At 70.8% G+C, this 19,513-nt stretch carries 19 protein-coding genes; 7 read left to right on the top strand and 12 right to left on the bottom strand.

The genetic code is table 11. The features are described from left to right. Positions 1-23: 23 nt before the first annotated feature. From hpnD to ACWCRD_RS25260, 9 genes are all read right to left on the bottom strand, one after another. Positions 24-974 (bottom strand): presqualene diphosphate synthase HpnD, encoded by a 951-nt coding sequence (hpnD, locus tag ACWCRD_RS25300; protein WP_450968050.1) that lies wholly within the window; start codon positions 972-974, stop codon positions 24-26. Further along, on the bottom strand, positions 971-1,858 hold the full coding sequence (gene hpnC, locus ACWCRD_RS25295; protein ID WP_450968049.1) for a squalene synthase HpnC: 888 nt from the start codon (positions 1,856-1,858) through the stop codon (positions 971-973). Before hpnC ends, hpnD begins: the two co-directional genes overlap by 4 nt. Before the next feature lie 401 nt (positions 1,859-2,259). Further along, complete coding sequence (locus ACWCRD_RS25290) at positions 2,260-3,048, bottom strand: ABC transporter ATP-binding protein (RefSeq protein ID WP_450968048.1); 789 nt, start codon at positions 3,046-3,048, stop codon at positions 2,260-2,262. After that, positions 3,041-3,970 (bottom strand): ABC transporter permease, encoded by a 930-nt coding sequence (locus tag ACWCRD_RS25285; RefSeq protein ID WP_450968047.1) that lies wholly within the window; start codon positions 3,968-3,970, stop codon positions 3,041-3,043. Before ACWCRD_RS25285 ends, ACWCRD_RS25290 begins: the two co-directional genes overlap by 8 nt. A 96-nt stretch (positions 3,971-4,066) precedes the next feature. Then, positions 4,067-4,948, bottom strand: a complete 882-nt coding sequence (locus tag ACWCRD_RS25280; RefSeq protein ID WP_450968302.1) for a glycosyltransferase family 2 protein — start codon at positions 4,946-4,948, stop codon at positions 4,067-4,069. A 5-nt stretch (positions 4,949-4,953) separates the two neighbouring features. Next, entirely contained in the window at positions 4,954-5,733 is a 780-nt protein-coding gene (locus tag ACWCRD_RS25275; protein WP_450968046.1) for a CDP-alcohol phosphatidyltransferase family protein, read from the bottom strand. Next, positions 5,711-6,772 carry an iron-containing alcohol dehydrogenase family protein gene (locus tag ACWCRD_RS25270; RefSeq protein WP_450968045.1) on the bottom strand — a complete coding sequence of 354 codons (1,062 nt, stop codon included), beginning with the start codon at positions 6,770-6,772 and terminating at the stop codon, positions 5,711-5,713. The genes ACWCRD_RS25275 and ACWCRD_RS25270 overlap by 23 nt, the downstream gene beginning before the upstream one ends. Continuing rightward, complete coding sequence (locus tag ACWCRD_RS25265; protein ID WP_450968044.1) at positions 6,760-7,512, bottom strand: phosphocholine cytidylyltransferase family protein; 753 nt, start codon at positions 7,510-7,512, stop codon at positions 6,760-6,762. Before ACWCRD_RS25265 ends, ACWCRD_RS25270 begins: the two co-directional genes overlap by 13 nt. Next, on the bottom strand, positions 7,509-9,296 hold the full coding sequence (locus ACWCRD_RS25260; RefSeq protein WP_450968043.1) for a DUF5941 domain-containing protein: 1,788 nt from the start codon (positions 9,294-9,296) through the stop codon (positions 7,509-7,511). The genes ACWCRD_RS25265 and ACWCRD_RS25260 overlap by 4 nt, the downstream gene beginning before the upstream one ends. A gap of 276 nt (positions 9,297-9,572) precedes the next feature. Between ACWCRD_RS25260 and galE the strand changes: the two genes are divergently transcribed. The 3 genes from galE to idi all read left to right on the top strand — a co-directional run bounded on the left by galE (position 9,573) and on the right by idi (position 12,571). Further along, positions 9,573-10,598: a UDP-glucose 4-epimerase GalE gene (gene galE / locus ACWCRD_RS25255; protein WP_450968042.1), complete on the top strand. Its 1,026-nt coding sequence runs from the start codon at positions 9,573-9,575 to the stop codon at positions 10,596-10,598. Positions 10,599-10,780: 182 nt separating this feature from the next. Next, positions 10,781-11,722, top strand: a complete 942-nt coding sequence (locus tag ACWCRD_RS25250) for a cation diffusion facilitator family transporter (protein ID WP_450968041.1) — start codon at positions 10,781-10,783, stop codon at positions 11,720-11,722. 255 nt (positions 11,723-11,977) lie between these two features. Beyond that, positions 11,978-12,571: an isopentenyl-diphosphate Delta-isomerase gene (gene idi / locus ACWCRD_RS25245; RefSeq protein WP_030936227.1), complete on the top strand. Its 594-nt coding sequence runs from the start codon at positions 11,978-11,980 to the stop codon at positions 12,569-12,571. A gap of 6 nt (positions 12,572-12,577) precedes the next feature. Here idi and ACWCRD_RS25240 read toward each other — a convergent pair whose 3' ends face one another. After that, positions 12,578-13,090 (bottom strand): ATP-binding protein, encoded by a 513-nt coding sequence (locus ACWCRD_RS25240; RefSeq protein WP_450968301.1) that lies wholly within the window; start codon positions 13,088-13,090, stop codon positions 12,578-12,580. Positions 13,091-13,335: 245 nt separating this feature from the next. Between ACWCRD_RS25240 and ACWCRD_RS25235 the strand changes: the two genes are divergently transcribed. Next, positions 13,336-14,085: an enoyl-CoA hydratase/isomerase family protein gene (locus ACWCRD_RS25235; RefSeq protein ID WP_365839014.1), complete on the top strand. Its 750-nt coding sequence runs from the start codon at positions 13,336-13,338 to the stop codon at positions 14,083-14,085. Here ACWCRD_RS25235 and ACWCRD_RS25230 read toward each other — a convergent pair. Further along, positions 14,072-14,707, bottom strand: coding sequence for a DJ-1/PfpI family protein (locus ACWCRD_RS25230; protein WP_450968040.1), 636 nt, complete (start codon positions 14,705-14,707; stop codon positions 14,072-14,074). The two genes, ACWCRD_RS25235 and ACWCRD_RS25230, sit on opposite strands and share 14 nt — an antisense overlap. Before the next feature lie 10 nt (positions 14,708-14,717). Beyond that, positions 14,718-15,683: a GlxA family transcriptional regulator gene (locus tag ACWCRD_RS25225; RefSeq protein ID WP_450968039.1), complete on the bottom strand. Its 966-nt coding sequence runs from the start codon at positions 15,681-15,683 to the stop codon at positions 14,718-14,720. Between the two features lie 113 nt (positions 15,684-15,796). Between ACWCRD_RS25225 and ACWCRD_RS25220 the strand changes: the two genes are divergently transcribed. The 3 genes from ACWCRD_RS25220 (at position 15,797) to ACWCRD_RS25210 (ending at position 19,492) form a co-directional block, all read left to right on the top strand. Continuing rightward, a complete protein-coding gene (locus ACWCRD_RS25220) occupies positions 15,797-16,666 on the top strand; it encodes an SCO6745 family protein (protein WP_450968038.1) in 870 nt (289 codons plus the stop codon). Between the two features lie 179 nt (positions 16,667-16,845). Further along, a complete protein-coding gene (locus ACWCRD_RS25215) occupies positions 16,846-16,977 on the top strand; it encodes an LPFR motif small protein (protein WP_308117073.1) in 132 nt (43 codons plus the stop codon). A 100-nt stretch (positions 16,978-17,077) separates the two neighbouring features. Next, positions 17,078-19,492, top strand: coding sequence for a Tex family protein (locus ACWCRD_RS25210; protein ID WP_450968037.1), 2,415 nt, complete (start codon positions 17,078-17,080; stop codon positions 19,490-19,492). Positions 19,493-19,513 lie beyond the last annotated feature (21 nt).

The raw sequence follows: 19,513 nt of genomic DNA, 5'->3' as shown, positions 1-19,513 counted from the left end.
ATCACCTTGGCCCTGTTTGTCCATCAGGGACGCCTCCTGACGGTCCTCCGCGTCACATGCCGGGCGTCCAGCCCGGACAGCCCGCGTACGGCGACGTAGGCCTTCTCCCGGCCGGGAAGCGAGACCCGGCCGCGCAGCACGGCCTCCGGGTCGCGCTCGATGCGGTCGAGCAGCCGGCGGTAGATGCCGGCCATCGCGGCGACGCAGGCGCCGCTGCGCCGGTCCAGCATGGGCAGCAGCCGGTAGCCCTCGGCGAAAAGGGCGCGGGCCCGTCGCACTTCGAAGTGCACGAGGCCCGCGAAGTCGGAGCCCTCCGGTGGGGTCGGGCCGCTGAACCCGGCCGAGCACCCGAATTTCGCGAGGTCGTCGGAGGGCAGGTAGGTGCGGCCGCCCTCGGCGTCCTCGCGGACGTCTCTGAGGATGTTGGTGAGCTGCAGCGCGAGGCCCAGGGTGTCGGCGTACTCCGGCGCGCGATCGGCGCCGCGCGCCCCGGGTTCGGTGCCGAACACGCCGAGCGAGAGCCGTCCGATGGCGCCCGCGACACAGCGGCAGTAGACCTTCAGGTCGTCCCAGGTCTCGTAGGTCTCGCCGCGCACGTCCATCAGCACGCCGTCGATCAGCTCGTCCAGGCCGTCGAGCGGGATCGGGAAGGTCTCGGCGGCATGGGCGAGGGCGACGGCGACCGGGTCGACGTCGTCCTCGGCGACCGACCCCTCACGCACCCGGGTCAGCAGCGCCCGGGTGTCCTCGAGTCTTGCCGCCTTGACCTCTCCGGCCAGTGCGCCGTCGCCGATGTCGTCGACGCGCCGGGAGAACGCGTAGAGCGCCGACATCGCGCGGCGCTTGGGCGTCGGCAGCAGCCTGATGCCGTAGGCGAAGTTACGGGCCTGCTGTCCGGTCACGGCCTCGCAGTAGCTGTAGGCGGCGAGTACTGGTGCGGACGCGTGTTGTTCCGACTCCACGGCCCGGATCACCCCTCTCCTCGCAGAGTCACGCCCACCTCGCGCAGCAGCTGGACCTTGCCGGGCTTGGGCGGGCCGGGAAGTACGTCGTATTCCGCGGCGGCGATCGCCTTGATCGCCGCCCTTCCCCCCGCCACGAATCCCGCCAGCAGCAGCTTCAACCTGCCGTGGACGCTACCCACGAGGGGGGCGCCTTCATTCAGGAGATCGCGGGCGCGTTGTGCTTCGTACGCAACCAGTGCGCGCAACGATGCGCCCGCGGTGGACGTGGCGAGATCCGCCTCCTGGACATGGAAGTGCTTCATGTCCTCGGCGGGCAGGTAGATGCGGTCGCGGCCGAGGTCCTCGGCGACGTCCTGCAGATGTTCGACGATCTGGAGGGCGGTGCAGATCGCGTCCGAGAGGCGGACGCGTTCGGGCGTCGAGGTGCCGGTGACGGACAGCACCAGGCGGCCGACGGGGTTGGCCGACAGTTCGCAGTACGCGAGCAGGTCGTCGTAGGTCTCGTAGCGGCTGACGAGCTGGTCCTGGCGGTTGGCGGCGATCAGGCCGTGGAAGGGCCCGGGGGTGAGCGAGCAGCGGCGGACCGTGTGCTGGAGGCGGCGCAGCAGGGGGTGTCGCGGGGTCGAGTCGAAGACCCGGTTCAGATCGGCCTCGAAGGCGTCCAGGAGCAGCAGCCGGTCCTCGGCGTCCTCGGGTGACACGCCGAGCAGACGGGCGTCGGCGCCGCCGGGGGCCAGGTCGCCGTCGCCGATGTCGTCGACGAGGCGGGCGAAGCCGTACACGGCCATGAGGTCGGCGCGCCAGGCCCTGGGCAGGAAGAAAGGCGCCACGGGGAAGTTCTCGCCCGCGGCCTTGTCGAGCGTGTCGCGCTCCGGATCAACGGCGTGCGACATGCCGGTTCCCGTCACCGGTGACTGCCCGGGGCGGGGACGGCACATGCTGCGTTCAGCTGGGGAGTTTCCGTAGCCATTGCCGTCACATCTCCCGTTCTACACTGCCGACCCAATGCATACTATTTCGGACACGCCGCCCGGCCGTCCGCGCGGCTGTCCCGGCCGAGGGTGTCGTGCCTTATCGCCCCACTTGCTGCGTTTCGGGACCGGTACAGCTTACGTTGTACAACGCAGCGAGCTTCCCTGGGGTGTCCTGCACATCACAACAACACACCGATTGGTGTCAAGATTCCTAAGGCGAGCCGGAGTTGACGTTTCCTTTGCAGACGCGGGGCCCCGCCGCAGAGGTTGCGGCGGGGCCCCGCGATACGTCCTGGCCGGTGCGTCCAGGCCCGGATGCACTACTTGCCGGTGAACTTCTCGTACTCCTTGAGGACCTCTTCGGTCGGTCCGTCCATGCGCAGCTCGCCGCGTTCCAGCCACAGGACGCGGTCGCAGGTGTCGCGGATCGACTTGTTGTTGTGGCTGACGAGAAACACCGTGCCGGCCTCCTTGCGCAGCTCACGGATGCGTTCCTCGGAGCGCTTCTGGAACTTGCGGTCGCCGGTAGCCAGCGCCTCGTCGATCATCAGGACGTCGTGGTCCTTGGCGGCGGCGATGGAGAAGCGCAGTCGGGCCGCCATGCCGGAGGAGTAGGTGCGCATCGGCAGGGTGATGAAGTCGCCCTTCTCGTTGATGCCCGAGAAGTCGACGATCTCCTGGTAGCGCTCCCGGATCTGCTCGCGGGACATGCCCATGGCGAGCCCGCCCAATATGACGTTGCGCTCGCCGGTCAGGTCGTTCATCAGGGCCGCGTTCACGCCCAGCAGCGAGGGCTGGCCGTTGGTGTAGACGCGGCCCTTCTCCGCCGGGAGCAGGCCGGCGATGGCGCGCAGCAGGGTGGACTTGCCGGAACCGTTGGAGCCGATGAGGCCGATGGCCTCACCGCGGTAGGCGACGAAGGAGACGCCCTTGACGGCGTGCACCTTGCGCACCCCGCGCTCCTCGCCGCGCTTGATGATGCGGCTGAGGGCGGCGGTGGCGCTGCCCTTTCCGGTCTTCGCGCCGTGCACGCGGTAGACGATGTGGAGCTCGTCGGCGATGACGGTGGGGATCCGCTCGCCGGTCTGCCGGCCGGTCTGCTCAGCCACGGCCGTACCTCTCCTCCGCCTTCCAGAAGTACAGGAACCCGCCGAGGGCGATCAGGGCGGCCCAGCCGCTCGCGACCACCCAGACGTGGTCGGGCAGGTTCTCGTAGCCGTAGCCGTCGATGAGGGCGAAGCGCATCAGGTCCATGTAGATGGCGGCCGGGTTCCACTGCAGGACGTTCGCCAGCCACTGCGGCTTGTCGGCCAGCATGATCGGGATGGAGAACATCACGCCGGACGCGTACATCCACGTCCGCATCACGAACGGCATCAGCTGGGCGAGGTCCGGGGTCTTGGCGCCCGCGCGGGCCATGATCAGTGCGAGGCCGGTGTTGAACAGGAACTGCAGGGCCAGTACCACGGGGATCAGCAGCCAGGACATGTCCGGGATGCTGCCGAAGCCGATCGCCACGGCGAACAGCACGATCATCGAGAAGAGCAGCTGCTGGAGCTGCTGCAGCGCGAAGGAGATCGGCAGCGAGGCGCGCGGGAAGTGCAGCGCGCGCACCAGGCCGAGGTTGCCGGAGATCGCCCGCACGCCCGCCATCACCGAGCTCTGCGTGAAGGTGAACACGAACACGCCGGTGACCAGGAACGGGATGTAGATGTCGCGCGGCAGTCCGCGGTTGGCCTTGAGGAGCATGCCGAAGATGAAGAAGTACACGGCCGCGTTCAGCAGCGGCGTCGCCACCTGCCACAGCTGGCCCAGCTTCGCCTGGCTGTACTGCGCGGTCAGCTTCGCCCGGGAGAAGGCGAGGATGAAGTGACGCCGGTCCCAGAGCTGGCGGACGTACTCGACGAGGGAGGGGCGCGCGCCGCTCACGGTCAGCCCGTACTTGGCGGCCAGCCGGCTCGCCGGGAGGCCCTCGTCGGGCGGCACGGCCGCGCCCAGGGCGACCGTGCCGTCGTGCGTTGTCTCACTCACTGGTGGAAACTTTCGTCTTCGGGATGCGCAGCCTGTGCGGGCATGCGCAAGAGCCTGGGGCCCGGGTGGGGCCGATGGCTCACAGTTACGAGCTTGTCAGATCACCGGAGGTCGGCCCAGCCGGGTCAGCCGCCACACGGTACGCCACTTCATCGGCCGGCGTGGCCCGCACGGAGTCGTCCAGCCTTCCCTGAACCCGCCGAACCATGCCTTCAGGGCGGGCCGCGAGGGGCGGCGGACGAGGGTGAGCAGCAGCCATACCCCGAGGTAGACCGGGACCAGCGGGGCCGGAAGGTTTCGGCGGGCCAGCCAGACCCGGTTGCGGGCGACCATGCGGTGGTAGACCGCGTGCCGCGAGGGCGCGGTCGTCGGGTGGTACAGCACCATGTCGGACCGGTAGTCGATCATCCAGCCCGCGTCGAGGGCCCGCCATGCCAGGTCGGTTTCCTCGTGGGCGTAGAAGAATTCGTCCGGGAGTCCGCCGACCTCGGCGAAGACCTTGGTACGGACGGCGTTGGCGCCGCCGAGGAAGGTGGTGACCCGGGAGGAGCGCATCGGGTCGGCGGCGCGCAGGCGCGGCACGTGGCGGCGCTGGGTGGCCCCGGTGTCGGGATCGGCGATGCGGAAGCTGATGATGCCGAGCTTCGGATCGGCCTCGAAGGCCCGGCGGCACAGCTCGGCGGTGTCGTGCTGGGCGAGGAGCCCGTCGTCGTCGAGGAACATCAATATGTCGACGTCGCGGCCGCTGGGGCCGAAGGCCTCGATGCCGACGTTGCGGCCACCGGGGATGCCGAGGTTCTCGGGCAGCTCGATCGTACGGACACCCGACGAGAACTCCGTGACGTCCGGGACGGGCGAGCCGTTGCCGACCACGACCACCTCGACACGGTCGCCGTCCTGCTTGGCGACCGAGTCGAGCAGGGCGCGGAGCTCGTCGGGGCGGTTGCCCATGGTGATGATCACCGCGCCGACCTTCATGCCGCTCACTTCAGCCTGCTGGAGGCGAGGATGGACACCAGGTGCAGCAGGGTCTGCAGCAGCGCGATGCCGGCCAGCACCGCGACGCCGAGCCGGGAGAAGAACAGGTCGCCGCGCACCTGGTCGACGACGGCCAGCACCAGGATCAGCAGGGACGCCTCGATGCCGAGGATCAGCCGGTGAAACTTCAGCAGGGATGCGGCCTTGCGGGCCAGTGCCATGCCGGACGAGCGCATCTCGGCGGCGGCCTCCTGGACCGGCGGCTTGCCCGTCTGGTGCCGGGCGACGCCGACCAGGTCCGTCTCGGCCTTGATCAGGATGGCGCCGAGGGCGGCCAGGGTGCCGAGGAAGGCCCACAGCCAGTCGATACGGCCGCTGCCCCACAGGTCGGCGGCGCGCAGCCCGAAGCCCACGAGGACGGCGGCGTCGGTGAGGTAGGCGCCGACCCGGTCCAGGTAGACACCGTTCAGCGAGTACTGCTTCTTCCAGCGGGCGATCTCGCCGTCGACGCAGTCGAGGAGCAGATACATCTGCACGCAGACCACGCCGAGCACGGCGCCCGTGATCCCCGGCACCAGCAGGGCCGGGGCGGCGAGCACGCCGAAGACGGTCATCAGATACGTGAGCTGGTTGGGCGTGACCCTGGTGTTCACCAGGTAGCGGTCGACCCGCAGGGACACCTCACGCATGTAGAGGCGTCCCATCCAGTGCTCACCGCTGCGCCGGTCCTTGACCCCTGCGGGGTGGACGACCGGACGGAGTTCAGCTACCGATGGCCTTGACATAGTCGGCGTAGATGTCCTTGATCTGGTCGGTTTTCAGGTCGAGGTGTTCGAGGATGGTGTAGCGGCCGGGCCGGGTCTCCGGGGCGAACTCCACGACGCGGACGAACTCGTCCACCGTGAAGCCGATCTCCTCCGGCAGCACCGGAAGCCCGTGCCGGCGCAATACCTCGGCCGTGTACGCCGACTCCTCGTGCGCGCCGCGCAGATACATCGCGAAGGCGGCGCCGAGGCCGCACTGCTCGCCGTGGCTGGCGGCCCGCTTGGGATAGAGCAGGTCGAAGGCGTGGTTGATCTCGTGGCAGGAGCCGGAGGCGGGGCGCGAGTCGCCGGAGATCGACATCGCGATGCCGGTGAGGACCAGCGCCTCGGCGAGCACCTGGAGGAAGTCGTTGTCGCCGATGCCGCCGGGGTGGCGGAGCACCGCCTCGCCCGCCTGGCGGGCCATGGCGGCGGCGAGACCGTCGATCTTCTCTCCGTTGACGCGGTTGGACAGCTCCCAGTCCGCGATCGAGTTGATGTTGGAGATCGCGTCGCCGATGCCCGCGCGCACGAACCGTGCCGGGGCCTGGCGGATGACGTCCAGGTCGATGACGGCCGCGATCGGGTTCGGCACGCCGTACGAACCGCGGCCGGCGTCGTTGTCGAGGGTGGCGACCGGCGAGCACAGCCCGTCGTGCGCGAGGTTCGTCGGCACGGCGACCAGGGGCAGGCCGACCCGCGCCGCGGCGAACTTGGCACAGTCGATGATCTTGCCGCCGCCCAGGCCCACGACCGCGTCGTAGTGGCCGGCCTTTATGTCTCCGGCCAGCCGGACGGCGTCGTCGAGGGTGCCGCCGCCGACCTCGTACCAGGTGGCACCGGGCAGGGTCGGGGCGATGCGCTCGCGCAGCCGGGCACCGGAGCCGCCGCTGACGGCGACGGCGAGCCGGCCCGAGGTCGAGATGCGTTCGTCGGCGAGCACGCAGGCCAGGTCGTCGAGGGCACCCGGGCGGATGTCCACGACGAGCGGCGAGGGGATGAGCCGGGTCAGTACTGGCACGCGATCTCCCGTCCGCGGGCGAGATCCTCGTGGTTGTCGATCTCGACCCACTTGACGTCGCCGATCGGCGCCACATCGATCCGGAAGCCGCGGTTCACCAGTTCCTGGTACCCGTGCTCGTAGAACTGCTGCGGGTCGGTCTCCCAGACCGCCTTCAGGGCGTCGGCCAGCTCGGGGGCGGCGTCGCCCTCGATGAGGGTCACGCCGATGTACTCGCCGGTCGCCTCGGCCGGGTCCATCAGCTTGGTGATCTTCGTCATGCCCTGTTCGGGGTCGACGACGACCTTCATCTCCTCGTCGGCCAGGTCCTTCACCGTGTCGAGGGCGAGGATGATCTTCTTGCCGTCTCCGCGGGCGGCGAGCAGCGTCTGCTCGACGGAGACCGGGTGGACGGTGTCGCCGTTGGCGAGGATCACACCGTCCTTGAGGGCGTCACGGCCGCACCACAGGGAGTAGGCGTTGTTCCACTCCTCGGCCTTGTCGTTGTCGATGAGGGTGAGCTTGAGGCCGTACTTCGCCTCCAGGGCGGCCTTGCGCTCGTACACGGCCTCCTTGCGGTAGCCGACGATGACCGCGACCTCGGTCAGACCGATCTCGGCGAAGTTGCCGAGAGTCAGGTCCAGGACCGTGGGTTCGCCCTCTATGCCCGCGGGCCCCACCGGCACCAGCGCCTTGGGAAGGCTGTCGGTGTAGGGGCGCAGACGGCGTCCGGCGCCGGCCGCCAGCACGAGGCCGATCATGCGGGTTCTCCTTCATCGTGTACGGCGGGGGCCCCTGCGGACACCCAGAAGCGGATGCTCTCGACGAGCACCACCAGGGCGACGGCCACGGCGAGTACCGCGAGCGCGACCTTGAACTGCGAGGCGGTGAGCGCGGCGGCCAGGACGGTGACGAGCAGCGTCCGCCCTTCGTGCCCCCCGATGGCGCGCACCAGCCAGGCCGGGGGCGCTCCGGCGTTGCCGCGGATGCGGTACACCGTGTCGTAGTGATGGTAGGCGACGGCCGCCACCAGCCCGAAAGCCGCGGGAAGCGCCCCGTTCACGTCCGCTCTGGCCGCCAGTACCAGGACGGTGCCGTACTCGGCGAACCGGAACAGTGGGGGCACCAGCCAGTCGAGGGCGCCCTTCAGTGGGCCGCGCAGAGCCTGACCTGCGGTGTTCGCGTACACGAGGGCGCCGACGACGGGGGCCCAGGTCACACCGGAGAACAGGGACACGGCGAGCACGGCCGTGCCCGCGAGGGCGATCAGGAATGGACCCCCGAGCTGGCGGGGTGTCACACGGCCCAGGAAGGAGGCGAGCGGCCCGTTGTCCGCGAGGTCCGCCAGCGCCTTCGCCGCCCGGTCGGTGCGCTGGGCCTTGCGGGTCAGCGAGCGCAGCACCCGGCCCGCGGTCGTGTAAGTCGCCGCGAACGCGCAGCCGATGAGCAGCACGTAGAAGGTGATGCGGGGAGTCGCGACCGCCGTGAGGACCGCGATCATCGCCCAGCGCTCGCCGATCGGCAGCACGATCATGCGGCGCACCCACACCGTCCAGCCGACGCTGTCCAGCTTGTCGGAAAGGGCGGCCGTGGGGCTGGTGTTGGCGGTGGCGTCGTGGTTGGCCTCGTTGAAGGAGAAGTCGACGACGTGCCGGCAGGTCTGCAGGATCATCGCGCCGAGCGCGAGCGCCCATACGTCGTCGCCGCCGCGGGCCGCTCCCAGCGCCAACCCCGCGTAGTAGGCGTACTCCTTGGCCCGGTCGAAGGTGGCGTCCAGCCAGGCGCCGAGCGTGGAGTACTGCAGCGAGTAGCGGGCCAACTGGCCGTCGGTGCAGTCCAGTACGAAGGAGGCGATCAGCAGGACGCCCGCGGCGACGAAGCCGGTCCTGGTGCCGGTGGCCGCGCAGCCCGCCGCGATCAGGGCGGTGAGCAGGGAGGCGGTGGTGACCTGGTTGGGGGTCAGGCCGCGGCGGGCGCACCAGCGGGCGATGTAGCGGGAGTACGGGCTGATGAAGAACGTGGTGAAGAAGCCGTCGCGGGACTTCACTGCCGACTTCAGACGTACGGCCTCGTCGTCGACGTTCGCGACGGCCTGCCGTGCCTCGTTGCGGGACTGCGGGTCGGCGGGAACGGCCGCGACCAGGCTGCCGAGTTCCGGGCGGTGCACGTCCGCGCCGTCGCCGTCGAGGGCGGTGACGATGCGGTCGGTGAGGCTGTCGACGGCGAGTGCCGTGCCGCCGCCGGCCGAGTTCTCGCGGGCCATCGCACGGGTCAGGGTCTGCCGGCCGGCCGGCTGGGCCGTGACGGCGCCCGGGATCACGACGAGCGGGAAGCGGGGGTCGGTGAGGCCGAGGCGCAGGGCGTGCAGGTGGCCCACGAAGCGGGCGTCGACCACGGCGACCCGCTGCTCAGCGGGGACCTGGGCCAGCAGCGTCTCGGCGTCGGCGGTGTCGGCGGCGATCCGTACGTCGAAGCCGAGGGACCGCAGATCGCCCTCGATCGACGATCCGGGGACCGGCTGACCGGTGAGGATGGCGGTCGACAACCGAACTCACTCCCTGGGTGCCGACGCGTCGGCGCCGGTCATGTGCATGGTGGGCGCCCCTTGGCTGCACCAGGCGGGCGGCATGTCGGCAGAGGCTATCGGATGTCGGAAGAGCGGAGTTCACCGCCCGTTCACGGGTCGATCAACGCCGTCTCCACTGGCCTTTGCCGCGGTCATCATCGGTGATCCGGGGTCCCGCCGACAAACCGCGGTGCCCAGATCAGGCATCCGGGACATTGGGGAGCGCCGGGTGGTGTCGGCATAGGGTGGGCGACCATGACATGGCTGATCACAGGTGGAGCGGGATACATCGGGGCCCATGTGGCGCGGGCCATGACCGGCGCCGGGGAGCGCGTCGTCGCACTCGACGACCTCTCGGCCGGGGTCCCCGAGCGGCTGCCGGCGGACGTGCCGCTCGTCGAGGGCTCGACGCTCGACGGCGACCTGCTGAAGCGGGTGTTCGCCGAGTACGGGGTGACCGGCGTCGTCCATCTCGCCGCGCGCAAGCAGGTCGCCGAGTCCGTGGCGCAGCCCACCCGCTACTACCGGGAGAACGTCGGCGGTCTCGCGACGCTCCTGGAGGCGGTCGCCGAGGCCGGGATCGGGAAGTTCCTGTTCTCCTCGTCCGCGGCCGTCTACGGCAACCCCGATGTGGACCTCATCACCGAGGACACCCCGTGCGCGCCGGTGAACCCGTACGGCGAGACCAAGCTCACCGGTGAGTGGCTGGTCCGGGCGGCGGGCCTGGCACACGACATCTCCACGGTCTGCCTGCGCTATTTCAACGTGGCGGGCGCCGCCGCGCCCGAGCTGGCGGACACGGGCGTCTTCAACATCGTCCCCATGGTCTTCGACCGGCTCACCCGTGACGAGGCCCCGCGGATCTTCGGCGACGACTATCCGACGCCGGACGGCACCTGCATCCGCGACTACATCCACGTCGCCGATCTGGCCGCGGCGCATCTGGCCGCGGCACGGCGGCTCGCCGGCCGCAGCGGTGACCTCACGGTGAACATCGGCCGTGGCGAAGGCGTCTCCGTCCGCGAGCTGATCACCGTCATCGGCGAGGTGACCGGCGACCGGCGGCCGGCCCTCGTCGAGGGCCGCCGCCCCGGCGACGCGCCCCGCGCGGTCGCCTCCGCCGCCCGGGCCGCAACGGAGCTGGGCTGGACCGCACGGCGCGGAGTGCCCGAGATGGTCGAGTCGGCGTGGCAGGGCTGGCTGCTGCACCACGGCAGGTACTGCAATATCCCGGGGGACAACCCCCGGACCCCCGGCAGAAAAGCAGACCGGCCAACGTGACCGGCTCTGCCCTGGCGAGGCAAGCCCGAGCAACGCCGCGGCAAGGGAACTGAGGCTGCCCTGACCTGCATATCGTTTCCGCAGGTCAGGGCAGATGACAACGGTGTTCAGTGCCGCGTTGCCCGATACCCCCCGCCCGTAGTTCACTGTCATCCCGGGCGCAACACAGGAAGGCGGCTGCCATGGGGGCTGGGCACGATCACGGGCACGGGCACTCGCATGCCCCGCCCACCGGTACGGCCGCGGCGGCGTACCGCGGGCGGCTGCGCGTCGCGCTGTCGATCACGCTCACCGTCATGGTGGTCGAGATCGTCGGCGGTCTGCTCGCGGACTCGCTCGCGCTGATCGCGGACGCCGCCCACATGGCGACCGACGCCCTCGGGCTGGGCATGGCGCTGCTCGCGATCCACTTCGCCAACCGCCCGCCGAGCGGCAACCGCACCTTCGGGTACGCCCGCGCCGAGATCCTCGCGGCGCTCGCCAACTGTCTGCTGCTGCTCGTCGTCGGCGGCTACGTCCTGTACGAGGCGATCCAGCGGTTCGTCACGCCCGCCGACACCGCGGGCGGGACGACCATCGTGTTCGGTGCGATCGGTCTCGTCGCGAACATGATCTCGATGACGCTGCTGGTGCGCGGCCAGCAGGACAGCCTGAACGTGCGCGGCGCGTTCCTGGAGGTCGCCGCGGACGCGCTCGGCTCCCTCGCCGTGATCATCTCCGCACTGGTCATCCTGGCCACCGGCTGGCAGGCCGCCGACCCGATCGCCTCGCTCGTGATCGGCCTGATGATCGTGCCGCGCACCTGGAAGCTGCTGCGCGAGACCCTGGACGTCCTGCTGGAGGCGGCTCCGCGGGACGTCGACATGGCGGACGTACGGGCCCACATCCTGGATCTGGACGGGGTCGAGGACGTCCACGACCTGCACGCCTGGACGATCACGTCCGGGATGCCGGTGCTGTCCGCGCACGTGGTCGTGCGCTCCGACGTCCTCAGCGCGATCGGCCACGAGAAGATGCTCCACGAACTCCAGGAGTGCCTCGGCGACCACTTCGACGTGGCCCACTGCACCTTCCAGCTGGAACCGGGCGGGCACGCGGAACACGAGGCGAGGGTGTGCCATTGAGGCAGGTGTGCCGCAGCTTGGCCGGAATGCAGCCGTCCGGCGTGCCCCGGCGTCGTTAAGCCTCACAGCGTTGCCCCGGACGGTTCCCCGCCGACCGCTACGGGCACGATCAACTACCGGGCCCCTCTTCCGGTCTTCCACCGGTGACGGCCGTGCCCGCGCCGTGCGCGGGACATGCGGGCGCGCCGCGAAGTGCCGGGAGTGCCGGATTCGTACGGCAGACTTGGGGCGCGAAGACCGATGTGAAGGATGGGTATGCCGATCACACCTGCTACCGCGACGCACACCTCGTCGAACGGCGCCGCAGACGCGATTTTGCTGGAACTGGTCGACGAGAACGGCGTCACGATCGGCACCGCGGAGAAGCTCGCCGCCCATCAGCCGCCGGGGCAGCTGCACCGCGCCTTCTCCGTCTTCCTCTTCGACGAGCGCGGCAGACTGCTGCTTCAGCAGCGGGCCCTGGGCAAGTACCACTCCCCCGGCGTGTGGTCCAACACCTGCTGCGGCCACCCCTACCCCGGCGAGGCGCCCTTCGCGGCGGCGGCCCGGCGCACGTACGAGGAGCTGGGGGTGTCCCCCTCGCTGCTCGCCGAGGCGGGCACGGTCCGCTACAACCACCCGGACCCGGACTCGGGCCTGGTCGAGCAGGAGTACAACCACCTGTTCGTCGGCATGGTGCAGTCGCCCCTGCGGCCGGACCCGGAGGAGGTCGGCGCGACGGCCTTCGTGACGCCCGCGGAGCTCGCGGAGCGGCACGCCAAGGACACCTTCTCGTCCTGGTTCATGACCGTGCTGGACGCGGCCCGCCCGGCCGTCAGGGAGCTGACCGGCCCGTCGGCCGGCTGGTGACCTCCGTCAGAGCACCCGCAGGGGTTTGAGCGGCAGGGCGGCCCAGATCACCTTGCCGCCGCTCGACGTGTGCTCGACGTCGCAGACACCGCCCGCCTCCCGGGCGACCTCGCTGACCAGGAGCAGCCCCCGGCCGCCCTCGCCGCTGTGATCCGTCTCCAGAGCGGTGGGGCGGTAGGGGTGGTTGTCCTCCACGGACACCCGCACCCACTCGGCGCCGACGGCGACCTCCACGGCGAGCATCGGCGAGAGCAGCGCCGCGTGCCGGACGGCGTTCGTGACCAGCTCCGAGACGATCAGCAGCAGGCCGTGGACCAGATCGTCGGAGACGGGCACCCCCTGGCGGTGGAGCAGGTCCCGCACGGCGTGCCGCGCCTGCGGGACCGAGGCCTCGATGGCAGGGGCGGTGAACCGCCAGACGCCTTCGTACGGCAGCGGGTCCGCGGGCGGCCCCGGGTCGCGGGGCTCGTCGGCGCCGCCTTCTGGGCGTGGGCCGGACCCGCGCCCATGGTTGTCCATCGTCCGGTCGCCACCCTTGCGCTCGATTGTCACCACACGTCGAGTGTTGGGAACGACCCGCGGCACTCCGGATGACTGAACACAAGTCAGCAGGTATCGAGCACTTATGACCGTTGGCGTATGACACGGTCAGTTGTGGGACTGGTCTTTTCACGCTTCAGCCGACTTCGCGAACTCTTCGGGTTGTACGGGTTAGGCCGCCCCCTTCTTGATCACGTGCCCGGCGCGGCGGCTAGCATCCGGCCATGGAGCCCCAGCTGCTGCACAGCGTCACCGACTCGGTCGCCACCGTCGTCATCCACCATCCGGCGAAGCGCAACGCCATGACGGCCGCGATGTGGGCCGCCCTGCCACCGCTGCTCGACACCCTCGCGGCGGACCCGGGCGTACGGGCGCTGGTGCTGACCGGGGAGGGCTCGACGTTCTGCGCGGGGGCCGACATCTCCACGCTCCAGGGGTCGCCGGAGGAGGCGCAGGGGCTCGCGGTGCGGGCCGAGGAGGCCCTGGCCGCCTTCCCGAAGCCGACGCTGGCCGCGGTCCGCGGGCACTGCGTGGGCGGCGGGTCGCAGCTGGCGGCGGCCTGTGATCTGCGGTTCGCCATGGAGGGGGCGCTGTTCGGGGTGACGCCGTCGAAGCTCGGGATCGTGTATCCGGCCTCCTCCACCCGCCGGCTGGTGTCGCTGGTGGGTCCGGCGGCCGCCAAGTACCTGCTGTTCTCCGGCGAGTTGATCGACGCGGAGCGGGCGCTGCGCACCGGCCTGGTGGACGAGGTGCTGCCGCAGGGCGAACTCGCCAAGCGGGTCGCGGAGTTCACTCGGATCCTGGTGTCGCGTTCGCAGCTGACCCAGGCCGCGGCGAAGGAGTTCGCGAACGGGCGCACCGACCGGGACGCGTACTGGACGCAGCAGGCGCGCGGCAGCGGCGACACCGTGGAGGGAGTCGCCGCTTTCCTGGAGCGCAGGCAGCCGCGCTTCACGTGGACTACGTCAGGATGAAACGGCTCTTGGAGCGGAACTCCTCGACGAGGTGCGCGGGCGCCTTCTCGGGCGACCCCGCGTCGTAGGGCGGCTGCGGGTCGTACTCGGTCAACAGCTGGACGGCCTGGGCGTGTTCGTCGCCGGCGATGCGGCCGAGGAGGGTCAGGCCCATGTCGATGCCGGAGGAGACGCCGGCCGCGGTGACGTACTTGCCGTCGAGGACCACCCGCTCCCCCGTAGGCTCGGCGCCGAACTGCTTCAGGAAGTCCAGGGCCAGCCAGTGGGAGGTCGCGCGGCGGCCCTGAAGGAGGCCGGCCGCGGCGAGCAGCAGGGAGCCCGTGCAGACGGATGTCGTCCAGGTGCTGGTGGCGTCGGCGGTGCGCAGCCAGTCCAGCAGGGTCTCGTTCTCCATCTGCGGGGTCTGTCCGGGGCCGCCCGGGACGATCACGATATCGGGGTGCTCCACCTCGGCCAGGGTCTTGTCCGCGACGATCGCGAGGTTTCCGGTGTCGGTGCGGACGGGGCCGGGCCGTTCGGCGACGAAGACGGTCTCCGTGTCCGGAAGGCGTCCCAGGGTCTCGTACGGGCCGACGGCGTCCAGTGCGGTGAAGCGGTCGAAGAGCAGGATGGCGATCTGCATCGGGGTCCTTTCAGCGGGTGGGTGCGGTCCGGAAGCGGCGGCGGTATTCCGCCGGGGCGGTGCCGAGCGTCCTGACGAAGGCGCGGCGCATGGCCTCGGGGGTGCCGTAGCCGCTGGCACGGGAGATCTCCTCGACCCCGTCGGCGGTGTCCTCCAGGAGGCGGCGGGCGTGTTCGAGGCGGACGCGGTCGACATAGCGGCCCGGGGTCATGCCGGTCTCCGCCTGGAAGGCGCGGGCGAAGTGGCGGGGCGAGAGGGCGGCGCGGGCGGCGAGGGACTCGACGTCCAGGTCGGCGTCGGGATGCTCGGTAATCCATTGCTGCACCTCGCGCAGCGGCTCGCGCCGGGCGGTCTGGGCGGCGAGCTGGGCGCTGAACTGGGCCTGATTCCCGGGCCTGCGCAGAAAGACGACCAGGTGGCGGGCGATGGTCAGCGCCACCTCCCGGCCCAGGTCCTCCTCGACCAGGGCGAGCGCGAGGTCGATGCCGGAGGTGACGCCGGCCGAGGTGAAGACGTGACCGTCGCGCACATAGATGGGGTCGGGGTCGACCTCGACGGACGGGTGGTCGCGGGCGAGCTTGTCGCAGTACGCCCAGTGGGTCGTGGCGCGGCGCCCGTCCAGCAGGCCCGCCTCCGCGAGGAGGATGGCGCCGGTGCAGACGGAGACGAGGCGCTCCGCGCGCGGGCCGCACTCGCGCAGCCAGTCGGTCAGCCGTGGGTCGGGCCCCGGACGGCGGGTGCCCTGGCCGCCCGGCACCAGAAGGGTGTGCGGGGCAGGCGCGTCCGCGAGGGCCAGGTCCGGTACGAGGGTCAGGCCGCTGGAGGTACGCACGGGTGCGCCGTCCGGGGAGGCCGTACGGAGGCGGTAGGTGCCCGGGGTGTGCAGTTCGGCGCCCGCGAAGACCTCAAGGGGGCCGGTGACGTCGAGGCTCTGGACGCCGTCGAAGAGGACGAGCAGGACGGTTCGCTGCGGCATACCCACGATTCTTGGCAGCCGGGCGGATGGCTGCAATGACGAGTTCCCCACCTTTCCTGCCATCCGGCGAGCGGCACTGGAGCCCGTACCGACCAGTCGGTAACCTGCCGGGCATGACTACTGCCGCCATCGACCCGCACGCCGGTCGCCGCTGCCACAACGCGCTCAACTCCCTGCATGCGACGTACTACTTCTCGCCCGATCTGGGCAGGGAACTGGGCGTTCTCGGCATCACCCACCCGAGGGCCGTGAACTTCGCGGCCCGGGCGGCCGCACTGGGGCCGGTCGGTCCGGGCACGGTGGCGGCGACGTTCTACAACTACAAGTACGAGCTCGTGGCCCGGTATGTGCCCGCCGTGTGGGAGACCGCCGCACCCGGGCAGATCCTGGCCGCACGCGCGCGTGCCGTCGATGCCACCCTGAGGCGCCTGCTGGGCGAGGACACCGTGAGGTCCGAGGAGATGGCGGAGGCGGCGCGGCTGGCGCTGCGGGCCGCCGAGGCCTGTTCCCGCGCGGCGCGGCCGCTGTACTCGGCGTATGCCGACCTGTCGGTGCCCGAGGAGCCGCATCTGGCCTACTTCCACGCCGCCACGCTGCTGCGTGAGCACCGGGGCGACGGGCATCTCGCGGTACTGATGTCCGCGGAGCTGGACGGTCTGGAGGCCGTGGTGACCCACACCGCGACCGGCAAGGGCATGGCCCCGAAGTGGGTCTTCGGCAGCCGCGGCTGGAAGCAGGAGGACTGGGACGCGGCCTGCGGGCGGCTGCGCGAGCGCGGGCTGCTGGACGAGGCGGGCGAGCTGACGGAGCGGGGCGTCGCGCTGCGGGCGCAGATCGAGACGGAGACGGACCGGCTGGACCGGGCGCCGTACGAGCACCTGGGGGCAGAGGGCGTCGCCCGTCTGACGGAGCTGGGAGCGGGGTTCGCACGTACCGCACTCGCCGCCGGGGCCTACCCCGCGGATCTGATCGGCAAGCGCTGACGAAAGACCGAGGCAGAGGGCGTCACCCGGCCGACGCCTCCCGGGACAGGCACCGCGCCGCCGCACCGCCGCCGGGCTACCCGACAGATCTGATCGGCAAGCGCTGACGAAACCCGGGTACCCGGACCTCGCCCGGCCGTCGTGGCCGGGCGGGAAACGGGGACAGAAAGGGGAGTTTCGTGTTCCGCGCCATTGCAGACGTGCTGCGGCAGATCGGCGGGGCGATCGCCACCGTCGTCACCCTGCCCTTCCGGGCGCTGGCCCGGCTCTTCGGCGGAGCCTCCGGCTCCGCGCGGGGCCACGGGGCCTGATTCCGCCGCCCCGCCTCGCCGGTTGCCGCCCTGATCCCCGACTGTCGGTGCCGCCTGCCACAATTGCGGCGCAACCTCAGTGAGAAGGCGGTACGGGATCGTGACGACACCCGGGTCCAGCGGGTCCACCAACGTAGGGTCCATCGAAGGCAGGATCGCCGAGGAGCTCGGCGTCCGGGAGCGGCAGGTCAGGGCTGCCGTGGAGCTGCTCGACGGCGGTTCGACGGTGCCCTTCGTCGCCCGCTACCGCAAGGAAGCGACCGAGATGCTCGACGATGCGCAGCTGCGCACGATCGAGGAGCGGCTGCGCTATCTGCGGGAGCTGGAGGAGCGGCGGACCGCGATCCTGGAGTCGGTGCGCGAGCAGGGCAAGCTGACCGCGGAGCTGGAGGCGCAGATCCGCGGCGCCGAGACCAAGGCGCGGCTCGAGGACATCTACCTGCCGTACAAGCCCAAGCGCCGCACCAAGGCGCAGATCGCGCGCGAGGCCGGGCTCGAGCCGCTCGCCGAGGGCCTGCTCGGCGATCCGACGGTCGAGCCGCTCGCCGCGGCCTCCGCTTTCGTCGACGCGGACAAGGGGGTCGCCGACCCGCAGGCCGCCCTGGACGGCGCCCGCGCGATCCTCACCGAGCGGTTCTCCGAGGACGCCGACCTGATCGGCGAGCTGCGCGAGCGCATGTGGGTGCGCGGGCGGCTGGCCGCCAAGGTGCGGGACGGCAAGGAGGAGGCGGGCGCCAAGTTCGCCGACTACTTCGACTTCGCCGAGCCGTTCACCGAACTGCCCTCGCACCGCATTCTCGCCATGCTGCGCGGCGAGAAGGAGGAGGTCCTCGACCTCGTCCTGGAGCCGGAGGAGCCCACCGACGGCCCTTCGTCCTACGAGGGCATCGTGGCCGCGAGGTTCCAGATCGCCGACCGCGGCCGTCCCGCCGACAAGTGGCTGACGGACACCGTCCGTTGGGCCTGGCGCACCCGCATCCTGGTGCACCTCGGCATCGACCTGCGCCTCAGGCTGCGCACGGCCGCGGAGGACGAGGCCGTCCAGGTGTTCGCCGCGAACCTGCGCGACCTGCTGCTCGCCGCCCCGGCCGGCACGCGCGCGACCCTGGGCCTGGACCCCGGTTTCCGTACGGGTGTGAAGGTCGCCGTCATCGACGCCACCGGCAAGGTGGTGGCCACGGACGTCATCTACCCGCACGTCCCGGCGAACAAGTGGGACGAGGCGATCGCCAAGCTGGCCCGCCTGGCGAAGGAACACGCGGTCGAGCTGATCGCGATCGGCAACGGCACGGCGTCCCGCGAGACCGACAAGCTCGCCGGTGAACTCATCAGCAAACACCCCGAGTTGAACCTGACCAAGGTGATGGTGTCCGAGGCCGGCGCGTCCGTGTACTCGGCGTCCGCGTTCGCCTCGCAGGAGCTGCCCGACATGGACGTGTCGCTGCGCGGCGCCGTCTCCATCGCTCGCCGCCTCCAGGATCCCCTGGCCGAGCTGGTGAAGATCGACCCCAAGTCGATCGGCGTCGGCCAGTACCAGCACGACCTGTCCGAGGTGAAGCTGTCGCGCTCGCTGGACGCGGTGGTCGAGGACTGTGTGAACGGCGTCGGCGTGGACGTCAACACGGCCTCGGCCCCGCTGCTCGCCCGGGTCTCCGGCATCACTTCCGGGCTGGCCGAGAACATCGTGGCGCACCGCGACGCCAACGGTCCCTTCACATCCCGCACCCAGCTCAAGAGCGTGGCCCGGCTGGGCCCGAAGGCGTACGAACAGTGCGCGGGCTTCCTGCGGATCCGCGGCGGCGACGACCCGCTGGACGCCTCCAGCGTGCACCCGGAGGCGTACCCGGTCGTCCGGCGCATGGTGAAGACGTCCGGGCAGGAGGTGGCGTCGCTCATCGGCAACACGAGCGTGCTGCGCTCGCTGAAGCCGGGTGAGTTCGTGGACGAGACGTTCGGTCTGCCGACCGTCACCGACATCCTCAAGGAGTTGGAGAAGCCCGGGCGCGACCCGCGGCCCGCGTTCAAGACGGCCACCTTCAAGGAGGGCGTCGAGAAGATCTCCGACCTGGCCTCCGGGATGGTCCTGGAGGGCGTGGTCACGAATGTGGCGGCCTTCGGTGCGTTCATCGACATCGGTGTCCACCAGGACGGGCTGGCGCATGTCTCCGCGTTGTCCAAGACGTTCGTCAAGGACCCGCGGGACGTGGTGAAGCCCGGGGACATCGTCAAGGTGAAGGTGCTGGACGTCGACATTCCGCGCAAGCGGATCTCGCTGACGCTGCGCCTGGACGACGAGGCAGCGCCACAGGGAGACGGCGGCGAGCGCCGGCAGCGGGGTGCGCGTCCGCCTCAGCAGCGGCAGCAGCAGCCACGGCAGGGCGGGGGTCGTGGCGGGCAGGGCGGCGGCCGTGGCGGCCAGAGCGGCGGTTCGCGCCAGACGGCGGCGCCTGCCAACAGCGCGATGGCGGATGCTCTGCGCCGGGCGGGGTTGCTTGATCCGAAGGGCAAGCGGTGAGCTGAGGGGGAGGTCTTGGGG

The organism is Streptomyces sp. NPDC002092 (assembly GCF_053593775.1).
This window is presented reverse-complemented; position numbering and strand designations above follow the sequence as displayed.